The 13680-nt window shown below is 52.3% G+C and carries 14 protein-coding genes; 1 reads left to right on the forward strand and 13 read right to left on the reverse strand.

Translation table 11 applies throughout. The features are described from left to right. Nucleotides 1–103: 103 nt before the first annotated feature. The 5 genes from ACE5LO_RS06285 to ACE5LO_RS06305 form a co-directional block, all read right to left on the reverse strand. Nucleotides 104–586: a Dps family protein gene (locus tag ACE5LO_RS06285; RefSeq protein WP_375519167.1), complete on the reverse strand. Its 483-nt coding sequence runs from the start codon at nt 584–586 to the stop codon at nt 104–106. 284 nt (nt 587–870) lie between these two features. Further along, on the reverse strand, nt 871–1293 hold the full coding sequence (locus tag ACE5LO_RS06290) for an SRPBCC family protein (protein ID WP_375519168.1): 423 nt from the start codon (nt 1291–1293) through the stop codon (nt 871–873). A gap of 367 nt (nt 1294–1660) precedes the next feature. Further along, the gene (locus ACE5LO_RS06295) at nt 1661–2581 is read right to left on the reverse strand and encodes an alpha/beta hydrolase family protein (protein WP_375519169.1); all 921 of its coding nucleotides are present in this window, start codon (nt 2579–2581) and stop codon (nt 1661–1663) included. Between the two features lie 82 nt (nt 2582–2663). Further along, nucleotides 2664–3425, reverse strand: a complete 762-nt coding sequence (locus tag ACE5LO_RS06300) for an SDR family oxidoreductase (protein ID WP_375519170.1) — start codon at nt 3423–3425, stop codon at nt 2664–2666. Between the two features lie 35 nt (nt 3426–3460). Then, on the reverse strand, nt 3461–4603 hold the full coding sequence (locus ACE5LO_RS06305; RefSeq protein ID WP_375519171.1) for an NADH-dependent flavin oxidoreductase: 1143 nt from the start codon (nt 4601–4603) through the stop codon (nt 3461–3463). A 148-nt stretch (nt 4604–4751) separates the two neighbouring features. Between ACE5LO_RS06305 and ACE5LO_RS06310 the strand changes: the two genes are divergently transcribed. Further along, nucleotides 4752–5222, forward strand: coding sequence for a MarR family winged helix-turn-helix transcriptional regulator (locus ACE5LO_RS06310; RefSeq protein ID WP_375519172.1), 471 nt, complete (start codon nt 4752–4754; stop codon nt 5220–5222). Between the two features lie 161 nt (nt 5223–5383). On the opposite strand, the gene ACE5LO_RS06315 is transcribed toward ACE5LO_RS06310, so the two are convergent. From ACE5LO_RS06315 to ACE5LO_RS06350, 8 genes are all read right to left on the reverse strand, one after another. Continuing rightward, nucleotides 5384–7096, reverse strand: a complete 1713-nt coding sequence (locus tag ACE5LO_RS06315; RefSeq protein ID WP_375519173.1) for an adenine deaminase C-terminal domain-containing protein — start codon at nt 7094–7096, stop codon at nt 5384–5386. Between the two features lie 84 nt (nt 7097–7180). Next, the gene (locus ACE5LO_RS06320) at nt 7181–8242 is read right to left on the reverse strand and encodes an ABC transporter ATP-binding protein (RefSeq protein WP_375519174.1); all 1062 of its coding nucleotides are present in this window, start codon (nt 8240–8242) and stop codon (nt 7181–7183) included. 15 nt (nt 8243–8257) lie between these two features. Further along, the gene (locus tag ACE5LO_RS06325; protein ID WP_375354758.1) at nt 8258–9046 is read right to left on the reverse strand and encodes an ABC transporter permease; all 789 of its coding nucleotides are present in this window, start codon (nt 9044–9046) and stop codon (nt 8258–8260) included. 6 nt (nt 9047–9052) lie between these two features. Continuing rightward, nucleotides 9053–9874, reverse strand: coding sequence for an ABC transporter permease (locus ACE5LO_RS06330; RefSeq protein WP_375354759.1), 822 nt, complete (start codon nt 9872–9874; stop codon nt 9053–9055). 29 nt (nt 9875–9903) lie between these two features. Continuing rightward, the gene (locus ACE5LO_RS06335) at nt 9904–10878 is read right to left on the reverse strand and encodes a nucleoside hydrolase (RefSeq protein WP_375519175.1); all 975 of its coding nucleotides are present in this window, start codon (nt 10876–10878) and stop codon (nt 9904–9906) included. Beyond that, nucleotides 10878–11954: an ABC transporter substrate-binding protein gene (locus ACE5LO_RS06340; protein WP_375519176.1), complete on the reverse strand. Its 1077-nt coding sequence runs from the start codon at nt 11952–11954 to the stop codon at nt 10878–10880. The genes ACE5LO_RS06335 and ACE5LO_RS06340 overlap by 1 nt, the downstream gene beginning before the upstream one ends. Before the next feature lie 172 nt (nt 11955–12126). Next, entirely contained in the window at nt 12127–12471 is a 345-nt protein-coding gene (locus ACE5LO_RS06345; RefSeq protein ID WP_375519177.1) for a DUF2294 domain-containing protein, read from the reverse strand. A 220-nt stretch (nt 12472–12691) separates the two neighbouring features. Further along, nucleotides 12692–13642 (reverse strand): nucleoside hydrolase, encoded by a 951-nt coding sequence (locus tag ACE5LO_RS06350; RefSeq protein WP_375519178.1) that lies wholly within the window; start codon nt 13640–13642, stop codon nt 12692–12694. Between the last annotated feature and the right edge of the window lie 38 nt (nt 13643–13680).

Genomic DNA, 13680 nt, shown 5'->3' on the forward strand with positions numbered 1-13680 from the left:
CATTATACGCCCCGGAACAGGAAGAACCAATGAAATGAGGCTTTTGTTCACTTGATCTACACATCCGTGACAATGACTACCATCCCTGTTAGACACCGTAGCTTTATTTGCCCAAAAAAGCGTTCAGCATCCAGATGTGCTTGTCCACCGATTCCAGCATACCGTTCAGTATATCAGCAGTTGAAGGGTCGCCTGCCGATTCCGCAGCTTGCATACCTGTGGCCAGATCCGAAGCTACCAGCTTCAGATCGCTAACTACCGTCGCAACCATCTCCTCGGCACTTGACTGTCCTTCCGCCTCACGCACAATGGACAGCTGCAGATACTCCGCCATCGTTGCTGCCGGACGGCCGCCGATCGCAAGCAGGCGCTCCGCTATCGTATCCATATGCCCGGCCGCTTCATCATATAGCTCTTCAAACTTTGCATGCAATCTAAAGAAATGAGGCCCTTTTACATACCAGTGAAAATGGTGCAGCTTCGTATAAAGAACGGACCATGTCGCCACCTGGCGGTTTAACGCCTCATACAGATGGGTTGCAGCCTCTTCGACTGAATTGGTGTTGGTGTTTTTCAATATGGACATATTCGTTTACCCCTTCCCGGATCTAAAATAGTTGTGTGTGTCTGATTATGTTCTTAAGTTTGCTTGAATCTTATGCTGCATTTATACAAATTCAGCATATTAGAATTTAGACTTAATCTAAATCTTGTTTTGATTATAGCATGCTGGCTTTCAATTGAACAGGCATGATGGGGAAGATGTGCATGAAGATTGGATGAATGAAAAACGCCACCCTTCAGAAAACCCTAAAAACTCTGATGGGTGGCACATAAAATTCATTAGCATCCATTGGATTTGCCGTTCTTTCAGCTCTCGCAATACTTTTTGAAATTATCCAAAAACGCCTGCCAGCCTGCTTGCTGCATTTCAATAGGATTTTCGCTTTCTGCCTCGAAAACCTCAGTTACCCTCGTATCGCTACCTTGACCGCTGAAAGTAATGGCTACTTTTCTTCCATCTCCAAGTGTGTAAGCAATACATTCATGGGGTCTCACTTCATCATATACTCCGCTAAAGTCAAAGCCGAAGCTTCCGTCCTTCGCTTCCATGCGTGTAAGGAAGGCTCCGCCAGCCCTTAAATCATTTTCAGCCTTGGGCGCATGCCAATCTTCTGCAGCAAAAGACCACTTCGTGATATGCTGTGGCTCGGTCCAATACGACCATACTTTTTCCATCGGTGCATGAACTGTAGTTTCTACTGTGATGGTTGCTTTCTGATCTGATGTCATGGTTCATTATCAACTCCTTAGTTGAATTCATGTGTGGCATGAAGATGATAGCACATACGTTCTTATTTTGGAAGTGAAATGTTATTCATCTCCCCACCAATACATCAGGAAGAGAGTCTTCTCAAATATAGTTTAAAAATTCGGAAGGTAATGGGGATGGTTTAATGCTGACTGTTTTTTATTATTCGCATTTTAGAAAAATGGCATACATTAAATGCAGGGGGTACAGCGCTGCTGACGCCAAGCTTGTAGTTCCCTACAAATATTTAACCAAGAGTCTTTTGTATCCCAGTCTGTATTAAAAAAGCGGACACCTTATGAGTGTCCGCCAAAAGAGACTTATATAAAACGATGCCTCCGTCAGCCTTTACTTAGACTCTATGCGGCCCAGCGGGTTGGCGCTCTCTTCCAGAGCCGCGCGGGCTGCTGGCCAGCTGGAATCATCCAGGCCGAGCGCCGTGTGAAGGTAGGCCCATGTAAGCCGTTGGATCAGGGCGACCCGTTCGGGACTCTCGTCCGTAGTTTCCTTAACATTATAGCCGGAGATTCCGCCAAGGATGTGCTCGCCCCCGAAGAGAGTGAGCAGGTCCGTGCTGCCCGGGCTCAGGAAGTACGGGTCAGCGAACCAGTCCGGTCCCCGAGTGGACAGGTGGGACTGATCATGATCCCCTGCTACCACGAGGGTCGGCGTAGTCAGCTCCGCGAAGCTCGGGTTCATAAATGGGAAGTGCTCAGCTGCAAACGGAGTCAGGTCAGCTCCGCCCTTGCCAGTCGTGGCAAGCAGCACACCCGCTTTGATCCGCGAGTCGGACAGGGCCTCTCCCGGTTCACCGTTGGCATCGAGAACCCGCGCTCCCAGCAGCATACCCACCGTCTGGCCCCCGAAGGAGTGTCCGGCTGCGGCGATGCGGCCGCGATCAAGGCGCCCGCTAAGGCCGGGAACGGAAGCCTCAATGAGATCAAGCTGATCAAGGATGTGTTTCATGTCCTCGACCCGGAAACGCCAAATCAACGGTGTACGCGGATCTTCCGGAGCAAGGCTCAGCGTCCTCGAGTCGAGATGGGTGGGTTGAATGACCACGAAGCCGTGGGCAGCCCAGAAATCGACTAGCGGTGCGTAGCCATCAAGCGACGAGCCGAAACCGTGCGAGAAAACAATAATAGGCAATTCGCTCCCCGTTACGGGTGCAGATACTCGTACTTGCAGCTCCTCACCACGGCCGGGGGCCGACAGCACGATCGGTTTCACTGAAATGACTTGAGTGGGGGCACTAACTTTGAGTTCCATATTATATCTTTCCTTTCCATAGAAACATAATTTTTATATAGAAACATATTTGATTCCTTCGGATCATGTGCGCGAGCCTGTATCACCATGGAATTGGGCCGTTCTCACCCGAGAACGTGCCTGTCGGTCCGTCCGGGCCGGGGAGCGCGAGGCGCACGGGCTCGCGGGCAGCCTGTTGCACGGTGAGCGTGCCCGCAAAATTGTTGAGAGCCGTCGCAGCGAAGCCCGGGCTTACAGCGTTCACCTTGATGCCCGTCGACTCCAGTTCGATCGCCATGGCAAGTGTCATGGCGTTGAGCGCCGTTTTGGACGCAGGGTAGACGGGGCCGTAGATCGAGCGCCAAGGGAAGTCCGGGGCCGCGTTCATCGTCAGCGAGCCAGCGCCGCTCGACACGTTGACGATGCGGGCTGACGGGGCCTCACGCAGAAGCGGAAGCATCGCCTGGGTAACGGCAACGACGCCGAACACGTTGGTCTCGAACACCGCACGCAATTCATCAAGGGACACGTTGCTCGGCAGGGTCGACTTGGCATACTCCTCGACGGACATGCCCGGCGGCCGCCGCGTATGCGAGATGGCTGCGTTGTTGACGAGCACATCAAGACGGCCAAGCTCGCTGTGGACACGTTCTGCGGCAGCGGCGATGGAGGACTGATCCGTGACGTCGAGCTGCAGGGCGCGGGCATCCGCTCCGATGCTCTGCGCGGCTGTCTCTCCAAGCTCGAGGTTGCGCGACCCGACGAGCACGGTGAAGCCGTGCGCCGCGAGATCCTTCGCGATTTGAAGACCGATTCCTTTATTAGCCCCGGTGACCAGGGCAACGGGTTTATTCTGCATAACCATAGTCTAACTCCTTTTGGGCATCAATATGTTGGGGTTTAACCTTCCGTACTCTCTTCATCCACCACTTGGAACCAGCCAGGTATACTCATGATCCTGCCCCATATTCCGTCGGGAATCGCAAGCTTCGCCTGCGCGGAACGCGAAAGCGTCGTTTTGATTTCATCCTCCCGTCCGTTTTGGACCAGGGTTACCCATTCCGGGTTTATCATCATGGCATGGCCAAGCGAGATCAATGGAACGCCCGTGCTCAGAGCTTCCACGACATCATCGGGGGTCCACAGTCCTCCGACACCGATAAGGGGGACACGGTCGCCGACGAGTTCTTGCACCATCACGATTCGCGGCTTTGCGATCTTGTCGTCCGTTCTCGGACTCTGCCAGAAGTGCTCCACGGAAAGGTGGATATAATCCAGGTTTTGTTCTGCCAGCACATCGACAAAATGAAGCGTATCGGCCATAGTGATTCCTGGCGTTTCTTTCTCCTCCGGCGAAATGCGGTACCCGACTGCAAATGGCGACGTTGCATACGCTGCAACGGTTTGTTGAACGCGTTTCACAACCGCGAGCGGGAAGGCCATCCGCTTTTCCAACGTTCCGCCCCACTTATCTTCCCTTCGGTTCGCATGCGGGGAAAAGAACTGATGGATCAGAAACCCATTGGCACCAAGAATTTCAACCCCGTCAAAGCCGGCTTCGATGGCCCTGCGGGTCGCCTGCGCGAACTCTTCGATCGCCGTTTCGATGTCCGCTTCCGTCATCGCCTTGGGGATAGCCGCACCTTCACGCTCTGCCGCGATCGTACTGGGGCCCAGCGCATGACCGCTTGGAACCATCGCGGGATTGCCTAGCCGACCCCCATGATAAAGTTGCACAATCGCTTTGGCCCCGTTTTCCTGAATGACAGCCGCCAGCTTCTTCAATCCGGGCAGCAACTCGTCGTGATCGATGCCAAGTCCATGCTGGATGAACCTTCCGTTTTGCGACACGAGCGCGCTAGCTGTAATGATAGCGCCAACTCCTTGAGCGCGAGCCCGATAATAAGCCAGTTCCGTATCCGTCACTTCTCCGTTTGGACCGGATGCTCCAATGCCCATCGGTGCCATCATCACCCGGTTGTTTAACCTTACGCCCGAAGGCAAGCGAAACGATGCAAATAGAGGTTCGTAGCGAGCATTCATGTTCCATTCCTCTTTCCCGTGTATGTTTTTATTGGCTACGCTGGTACTACACCACGTTATAAATATAGCCTTGAATTAAGTTGACACATCAACCTGAATCCACTGTAACATATTGAAGTTGATGCGTCAACCGTGTTATGATGTTGCTATGGATAACAACGAATTGAACGCAGAAGAAATGCGAATATGGTATATGTGGAAGAGCTCCTTTAAGAACATCTTCGGCCGTGTCGTGAAAGACATATTTGACCATACGGGACTATCAGAGGGGGATTTCGGAGTATTAGACAGGTTAGTCCTTTTAGGAAATGGCAGCCTTCGCCAACAGGAATTGGCCGATTCGATGGATTGGGACAAGAGCCGATTATCCCATCACCTCACACGGATGGAGAAACGCGGACTAGTGACGAGGAAACCACTGGACACAGACCGCGGTGTTCAAGTTATCATCACTTCTGCCGGACAATCAGCACTGGATGATGCACGTCCCGTAATGTCCAAATCCATACGCGAGCATTTCCTTGATCGCTTGACAGAGCAGGACATGGAGTTGATTATGAAGCTGGCGGAAAGATCCAAACCAGGTTCTTCCGAGTCTTCCAAAGACCGCAGTGAGTAGAGTCAACAAGCCAACAGCACGAACAAGAAAACCACTGGTTGCAGGTTTGATTCCTGGGACTCCGGTGGTTTTTCTTGTACATAGAAAAGCAGCTCCATCCCCACAATAAGGATGAAGCTGCTTTTCCTGTTTTTTATCGTATCCATTTTTCCATGTTCATGCTATTTTTTCACCAGCAGTGGCACAACTCGGCCCGCATTCACATCAATCAGCCCATGATCCGTAATTTTGAAAGCAGGGCTTACGGGCAGAGAGTGTGTGCTTAGCGACATTATCGGGTTATAATGGCGATAACCCAGTGACAGCATAGCCGAGCGAAGCTCTTTAACCTTGACTGCCACGATGTCCAGCGGCTCCTCCGTCAGGATGCCGCCGACAGGCAGGGACAGATGAGCCAAAATTTTGCCTTCATGCACAACACAGAAGCCGCCCTGCCCTGCAATAACGGTGTTGGCTGCCAGCACCATATCCTGTGGATGATGCCCGACTACCAGCAGATTGTGATTATCGTGCGAATACGTTGTAGCTACCGCGCCGCGCTTGAGGGTGTCTCCGCCGATCAGTCCGTAGGCCCGGTTTCCGTTTTTGCCATAACGTTCAAAGGTCGCAATCAGACCATATTCCCCTTCTTCCCACTGCAGCAGACCGTCACGCACCACAGCCGGGGCGATCTGTTCTTCTGTAAACGTGGAGCCATCCTTAACGATCATTACGCGGCAATCATGAACCCCGTCTTCCTCATCGATATGAACTTTAAAGTCAGTTTCCTCCAGCAGCGGCAGCTGTACACTGTGATAAAAATGCTGCGGAAAATGACCGGACGCCAGCTTGCTTGTATGTTCCTCATACCGGTCAAACACCTTAACCCCGCTCTTGTACACCTGATCCGGCTCAAAACTCTGCAAATCGGACAGCAGCACGAAGTCGGCAATTTTACCCGGAGAGATGGACCCACGGTCATTCATCCGCATTCGCCTAGCAGGTGTAAAGGTCGCCGCATAGATCGCATGCTCAGGCTTCATGCCCATCTCTACTGCCTTGCGTACGATATGGTTGATATGCCCCCGCTCCACAAAGGAATCCGGCATCACATCATCGGTCACAAAGCAGAAATGCTGGGCCACATCTTCATGGATCAAATAGTCCATAACCTCAGGTGTCATCGATTTTTCCTGAATCTCAATGAACATGCCTGCGGCGATCCGGGCTGTCATGCCTTCGATGCTCTGATGAGTGTGATCGGAGCCGATGCCGGCATAAATCAGGCGGTGCAAATCCAGGTCAAGCAGCTTTGGAGTATGGCCTTCAATGATCAGATCCGGATAATGCTTGCGGACATGGTTCAGAATCCGGTTCGTTTTGCTGTCCGGATCACGGATCACGTCTACATAGTTCATAATTTCACCGAGACAGATCATCTCTCCGGTCTGAAGGAGCTGATCAATTTCTGGAATATCGATTTCCCCGCCGGATGTTTCCATCGGGGTCGCCGGTACGGAGCTGGGAATGGCATAGAACATATCAGCCGTACATTCCCTGCTCGCCTCCATCATCTTTTGAATCCCTTCAAGACCGAACACATTGGCCATTTCATGGGGCTCCGGTACAATCGTCGTCACACCGTTGCGGATCAGCCCGTCCGAGAAGGCGGCCGGTGTAACCATCGAGCTCTCAATATGAAGATGAATGTCAATCAGGCCGGGAATCATATATCTGCCGCCGCCCTCGACAATCTCATCGGCATGAAACGTGTCCAGCCCGCGGCTGCCAATGTACATAAACTGGCCGTTCAACACCGCCACGTTCCCTGTTTCAAACCGTTTATAAAAGCTATTGTATACTTGCACTTGTAAAATCAGCTTATCTGCACGCATAAGGGTTCTCCTTCTCAGTTCGCCGTTCTTGCTGCTGCGTACCTTCGGCTGAAACCGGAGGCGCATACGCGTCATGATCGCTCATTAATGAACGAGCACCATTTTGTCTTTGGGAAAATGTAGAACGACCCGTTGACCGTTCGGGTAAGGCACATCCGTTTCCTGGTTGGCGGTGAAAAGGCCGTAATCGGTCTCCACAACATATTGATAGCTTCTTCCGAGATAAGTGCTCACTTTAATGATGCCTGGAATATCATTGGGCGAGCTCTCTCCCGTGTTCTCCCGGATGACGATATCATCAGGACGAATCGCGCCCGTCCGCGCGCCCGACTGGGCAGTGCCGGGATTGCGGGACAGCAGGAAAGGTCTGCCCCCGGAGGTCAGCGCAAGAAGCCCGTCATCCTCCACCATTCTCTCGTCGAATTGCAGGAAGTTATTAAAACCGATAAACCGCGCTACATATTCCGTTGACGGATACTTGAAAATAGCGGATGGGGCATCAAGCTGCTCGACGGTTCCCTTGTTCATAATGGCGACCTGATCGGAAATCGAGAAGCACTCCTCCTGATCGTGGGACACGTAAACTGTCGTAATGCCCAGTTCCTGCTGAATGCGGCGGATTTCCACACGCATGTTCACCCGCAGATTGGCGTCCAGATTGCTGAGCGGTTCATCAAAAAGCAGCAAGTCAGGCTCAATGACGAGCGCCCGCGCAATGGCAACACGCTGCCGCTGGCCCCCCGACAGCTCTCCGGGGAAGCGCTTCTCGAAACCGCCAAGGCTGACGATGTCCAGCATGCTCATAACCCGCCGCTTGACCTCATCGTCTTTTACCTTGCGCAGCCGCAGCCCGAACGCCACATTGTCATAAACGGACAGGTGCGGGAACAAGGCATAGCTTTGAAACACGAAGCCAAAGTTGCGTTTGTTGACCGGAACACGGGTATAGTCCTTTCCACCGAACAGGAACTTGCCTTCCTTCGCTTCGAGAAAACCGGCGATCAGGCGCAGTGTCGTCGTTTTGCCACAGCCGCTTGGGCCGAGCAGCGACAGTAACTGCCCCTTTTCGAGCTGCAGGTCAAAATCCTTCAAAATATACGTGTTGTTGTAGGCCACGGATACGCGGTCCAATGTTAGCAGTGCCATAACCTGAAGCCTCCATTACCTTTTTGTGAAATAAGACAAGCCCATGAGCCGTTCAAGCAAGAACATCAATACCCCGGTCAGAATCATCAGCAGCACCGAGATGGCGGCGATCGTCGGATCAAAATAGTTCTCCACATACGTCAGCATCTGAATCGGAAGCGTGCTGAAGCCCGGACCTGTCATGAATACCGAGATGTCGACATTGTTGAAGGATTCCAGAAAGGCAATCAGAACCGCAGCAATAATGCCTGAACGGATATTCGGCAGCACCACCTGGAAGAAGGTCTGCAGTCTGCCTGCGCCAAGACTCAGCGCCGCTTCCTCGACAGCGAAATCAAAATTCGATAAACTTGATGCGATTACACGGATTACGAACGGCAGCATAATGACCGTGTGTCCGATCAGCAGCCCTGCCACGACCGGAAGATGATACACGACGATCAGATACCGCAGCAGCGTAAAGCCGAGCACAATGCCGGGAATCAGCACCGGGGACAGAAATACCGCGTTCAGCAAGCCTTTGCCCCGGAAGGAAAAACGGCTTAGCGCATAAGCGGCCGGCACACCCAGCAGCAAAGCCAAAATATTGCCTGCCAGAGATACGATCATGGAAGTCCAGAAGGAGGACATGAACGCACCAACTTCGAAAATATTCCGGTACCAGCGCAGCGAAAGGCTCTCCGGCGGGAATTTCAGCACCGTCCCGGATTCAAATGAAGTGGCGGAAATGATCAGAAGCGGGCCCAGCAAAAAGATGAAGACCAGCAGACTGAACAAGCCCAGCCCGAAATGTTTCTCCCGCATATCCACCTACCCCTTCGGATTGAGTTTGACCGCCGTTTTGTTCAACAGACCAACCACAATAAATGTAATGACGATCATCATTGTTGCGATAACCGATGCAAGGAACCAGTCGTTCAGCGTCATCGCGTTCTGATACAGGAAGGTCGCAATAACCCGCTGCTTGCCTCCAAGCAGCGCAGGCGTCGTATACGCGGTCAGGCTTCCTACGAACACCAATACACATCCGATAATCAGCCCCGGGACCGCAAGCGGAAATACAATCCTGCGGAAGGCGCCAAAGCGCGACGCCCCCAGACTCTGGGCAGCCTTGACCAGATCATTGTCAATATTCTCCAAAACACCGACCAGCGAAATAATCATCAGTGGCAGGAAAAGATGCACAAGACCGATGATCATGGCAACAGGCGTATACAGAATTTCAAGCGGCTTGTCTACGATTCCAAGTCCCGTAAGCGTCTCATTCACCAGGCCCTTGCGTCCGAGGATGACCATCCAGCTGAAGGAACGCACCACCGGGCTGGTCAGCAGCGGAAAGATGGCCAGCGCAAGCAAAATGCCTTTCTTCCGCGGCGCTTTTTGCGAAATATAATAGGCTGTCGGGAATCCGAGCAGCACGCACAGCAGTGTCGTCACCACGCTAACCTGCAGTGTTGTAAGAAGTATTTTCAAAAAATAAGGGTCTTTAAAAAAGTGCAGATAGCCTTCCAGCGTGAAGGAGCCCTCCTGAACAAAGGTCGATCCAATCGTCAGCACGATTGGAATGACCATAAACACCGTCAGGAAGAGCAGACCCGGCAGCAGCAGCCAATACAGGTATGTTCTCTTCATGTGCAACTCCTTGCAGCGGGTCAATTCTCTTAACCCAAAATTGGTTTATGCTCCCCCTGCCCGGCAGGGGACATCGCCGGCTTGCCGACCTCCCTGACGAACAATTCCAGAAATGCAGTGCTGTCCACCTCTTCGCACACCGCCATATTCGGTGACTGGCCCAGCCTGTTCTGGACATCGCCAACCGTCTGCCCGTCGCAGAGGCGGCTGGAGGTCTCAATGTCCACATACAGGGAAGACATGTGTACAAGACCGGAATCTATCGCCACACCTACAGCGAGCGGGTCATGCAGCGCACACGCCCGGACGCCGTACCGTGCTTCATACCTTTTCGTATAATCGGCGGTGCTCTCCTTAACGAAAGTCTGCAGCTGCGGGTCAGCCAGTCGTGCCACATGCTCGGCCGTAAGCAGCGCCTTGCGCGTGACGTCCAGCCCGACCTGAACCAGTCTGCCAAAACCGGCATGAAACACGATGCGGGCCGCCTCAGGATCGGCATACATATTGTACTCTGCTACAGGCGTCACATTTCCCGGGCCGTGAATGACCCCGCCCATAAAAATAACTTCTTTTACAAAGCGGGGAAGCTCAGGGCACTTCAACAAAGCGTTCGCCAGATTGGTCAGTGGGCCGGTACATACCAGTGTAAGCTCGCCCGGATGCTGTTTCGCAAGGTTAATCATGATGTCAGGTGCAAATCCGTCGGAGGGTGTGGCATGCGGTGCTTCATTTTTCAATGCTCCGCCCATGCCGTCCTCACCATGAATTCTTTTCTCGTCATAATGATTCCGGACCAAGGGCGCATTCGCACCCTTGTACACCGGAATATCCGGACGATGAAGAAGATCCATGATCTTGCATGTATTCAAGGTTGCCTGCTCCAGCGATACGTTGCCGCACACCGTTGTAATAGCCCGAATATCCAGAAGCCCGCTTTTGGCGGCGAGCACTATGCCTAATGCATCATCAATACCCGTGTCTACATCCAGGATCACTTTTTTCATTATTGAGCAACTTCCCTGTTCCAGCGGTCAGTCCACTTCTTTATATTTTCATTGACGAAGGACATGTCCAGCTTAACGAGCTTCTCGACAACGTCGGCACCATAAGTAATGCCCTCCGTATCTGCTCCACTAAGCACAACCTCCGTATTGACCGGAGAGTCCACCTTCGCTTTCGCCGATGCCTCCTGCACTTCCTTGCTGAGCATCCAGTTAATGAACTCTTCGCCCAGTTCCTTCTGATCGCTGCCTTTGACAATATTCACGGTATTCATAACCGCATAAGCTCCTTCGGAAGGAGTCACAAATTTCGCATCAGGAATAGCTGCCTGGAGGTCTTTAAAATACATTTCCATAATAGGACCGCCAGCAATTTCCTCCTGGCTGAACATATTCACGAACTCGGAGGTCTGGCCGTAGAACTTGACGATATTCGGGCTCGCCTCAGCCAGCTTCGCAAAAGCAGCATCCTCATTAAATTCCGTATTACCTGCTACTTTGGAAGCCATGTCCACGGCCATCGGACCTGCGGTTGACGTAATGTTAGGCAGGGTCAGGTTTTTGGCAAACTGAGATCCCCACAGATCCGCCCAGGATGTAACGTCACCGGATACCAGGCCCAGATTGTAGGCAATACCGAGGCGGCCGATGGTGTAAGCAGGGCCGTATTCCTCGCCAAGCGGCGCTTTCGCAATATCATAAATGTTATCAATATTCGGGATTTTCGAGCGGTCGATGGTGTCGAACAACCCTTCCTGAATTCCCTGTTGTGCATAGTAGTCAGAGAGGAATACCACATCGACATCGGAGCTTCCCTGACGGATTTTGTTCAGACGCTCAGCGTTATTGCCGATATCTACAACGATCTCGACATTATGTTCTTTCTCAAACGGTGCATATACCTCAGATTTAAAGAAATCCTCGGAAAAGCCCCAGGTGGAGACGACCAGCTTCTGCTTGTCCCCTTGTGTGGAGTTGCCTCCTTCAGCATTTCCGCTAGTGCTCGCGCTGCTCCCGCAGCCTGCCAGCAATGCGGATGCGAGTGTAACTGTGATGAGTCCGCCAAACCATTTTTTCATACCTTGCTTCCCCCCAAATGTAATAACTGCTTATAGATAGAAAAAAAGAAAAGCATTCTTGAATGATCAAGAACACTTTTCTTCGTAAACAAAGATAAGCGCTACCCGCTAAAAGTAAAACAGGTTCTCCCCTCAGATAGATCCGAGGCGAAAAGCCGACATATGAAGTTATTCAGGATGGCTTGAGCATGATATTGGTTACAGCCCACTGGGTCCCGGTATCATAATCACGGAGTAGAACCTCAATATCAAGCCCTAATTCTTGTTCCAGCTTCTCGCGAAGTCTCTTCTTATAGAGCAAGGACATACGGAAATCCACTTCCAGCTTCAAGCCGGGGGCTTCCCCTTCCAAGGCTACAGACCGCGGAGAACGCCGATGCTTCGCAACGAGGGTAATCAGGTTGTCGTCAACGGTCGCCCGCAACAGCGTGGTACCGAATCCAAACAAATCCTTGGAAATATCATTGTAAATCCGGTATAAACGTTTCTTACTCTCATTACTGTCCAGCAGCTTCATGAACCCACCCTCATCAAGGACTACCGTACATTCAACGCACCAGCTTCTTGAATTATACATAAACTTTCGTGAAATGGCAACCCACGGCACTACAAATGTAATTATTCATGCGCGAAAGACGAACAATGTGTCGAAAATTGGTGAATATAGTCCTATTTTGGTCATGCACCCCGTGACCAAAGGAGCCGCCGGGCATTGCTCCCCTATCGCTTGGGTGGAACTAATATCGCTGTGGAGCGGCTTTTTGGGCAAGTTCTGTCATATAGTCAAAGAAAATCTCAGGTTCGGTATCGAAGACCAATTGAACCGGACGGCCATCGGGTACTGCAACCGTTCTGCCCTGGCTTGGCCCGTCGGGGATCACCGTGCAGGTGACCGTTTTCTTGCGCACCAGGTCAGGACGGCCAACCGAAGCTGTCGTCAACACATCCCACAAATAATAGGTGGAATTGGTTTCACTGTAGACGAGCGGCGGGCAGCCTGCGTAGCAGTTGCCGAGGAAATCAACGCCCTCATAGCGGCGTTCTGACGCCCAGCGTCTGCGCACAGCCGGAGTGAGCGGCACCTTGTTCGTGCTCTCCAGCGCGACCAGATCGATTTCGAGCCCGCTCTGCCACACACGCAGCGCAGCCTCCGGATCCCAAAACGCATTCCATTCTGCTGTACCGTCATGCTCCGGCTCCTCAACGTTCCCTTTTTCGAAGGTGCCCCCCATCCAGACGAGCTTCTCGATTTTGTCCTCAATATCAGGGGCCTCGTCCAGGGCGCGGGCCAGATCAGTCAGCGGTCCAGTAAAGAGCAGTACCGTTTTCCCATCTGCCTCACGTACCTTTTCAATCAGATGGCGGTGGGCAGGAAGCGCAGACAGCGGGGCGTCCATGCGGCCCGACTCATTCAGGATCGGCAGGGCGTCAACATAGAACGAATGAATGCGCCAAGCGGCCGGGAAAGGGTTTTTACCGCGGGAGTTGGATTTGGCTACTTCAACGGTCCCGTCCCCGAAGCGATCGATGATTTTACGGCTGGCGTCCGTGGCCGGCTCCAGATAACCGTCTGCCGGAATGACGGACACTCCTGTCAGGCGCACGTCCTCCATTTGCAGCAGCATAAACAGCGAAACGAGATCGTCCACACCTCCGTCATGGTTGAAATATACGTTTTTCAGCGTCATATGTCGTTCTCTTCCTTCCTTCGCGCAAATATACAAGC

The sequence above is a fragment of the Paenibacillus medicaginis genome (genome assembly GCF_042138635.1).
Lineage (GTDB): Bacteria > Bacillota > Bacilli > Paenibacillales > Paenibacillaceae > Paenibacillus > Paenibacillus medicaginis.

Bases quoted from the DNA above. Each gene is read 5' to 3' on its own strand.
- ACE5LO_RS06325 (WP_375354758.1), bottom strand. From the start codon at position 9,046: ATGCGGGAGAAACATTTCGGGCTGGGCTTGTTCAGTCTGCTGGTCTTC.
- ACE5LO_RS06335 (WP_375519175.1), bottom strand. From the start codon at position 10,878: ATGAAAAAAGTGATCCTGGATGTAGACACGGGTATTGATGATGCATTA.
- ACE5LO_RS06295 (WP_375519169.1), bottom strand. From the start codon at position 2,581: ATGGAACTCAAAGTTAGTGCCCCCACTCAAGTCATTTCAGTGAAACCG.
- ACE5LO_RS06285 (WP_375519167.1), bottom strand. From the start codon at position 586: ATGTCCATATTGAAAAACACCAACACCAATTCAGTCGAAGAGGCTGCA.
- ACE5LO_RS06315 (WP_375519173.1), bottom strand. From the start codon at position 7,096: ATGCGTGCAGATAAGCTGATTTTACAAGTGCAAGTATACAATAGCTTT.
- ACE5LO_RS06290 (WP_375519168.1), bottom strand. From the start codon at position 1,293: ATGACATCAGATCAGAAAGCAACCATCACAGTAGAAACTACAGTTCAT.
- ACE5LO_RS06320 (WP_375519174.1), bottom strand. From the start codon at position 8,242: ATGGCACTGCTAACATTGGACCGCGTATCCGTGGCCTACAACAACACG.
- ACE5LO_RS06330 (WP_375354759.1), bottom strand. From the start codon at position 9,874: ATGAAGAGAACATACCTGTATTGGCTGCTGCTGCCGGGTCTGCTCTTC.
- ACE5LO_RS06350 (WP_375519178.1), bottom strand. From the start codon at position 13,642: ATGACGCTGAAAAACGTATATTTCAACCATGACGGAGGTGTGGACGAT.
- ACE5LO_RS06310 (WP_375519172.1), top strand. From the start codon at position 4,752: ATGGATAACAACGAATTGAACGCAGAAGAAATGCGAATATGGTATATG.
- ACE5LO_RS06345 (WP_375519177.1), bottom strand. From the start codon at position 12,471: ATGAAGCTGCTGGACAGTAATGAGAGTAAGAAACGTTTATACCGGATT.
- ACE5LO_RS06340 (WP_375519176.1), bottom strand. From the start codon at position 11,954: ATGAAAAAATGGTTTGGCGGACTCATCACAGTTACACTCGCATCCGCA.
- ACE5LO_RS06300 (WP_375519170.1), bottom strand. From the start codon at position 3,425: ATGGTTATGCAGAATAAACCCGTTGCCCTGGTCACCGGGGCTAATAAA.
- ACE5LO_RS06305 (WP_375519171.1), bottom strand. From the start codon at position 4,603: ATGAATGCTCGCTACGAACCTCTATTTGCATCGTTTCGCTTGCCTTCG.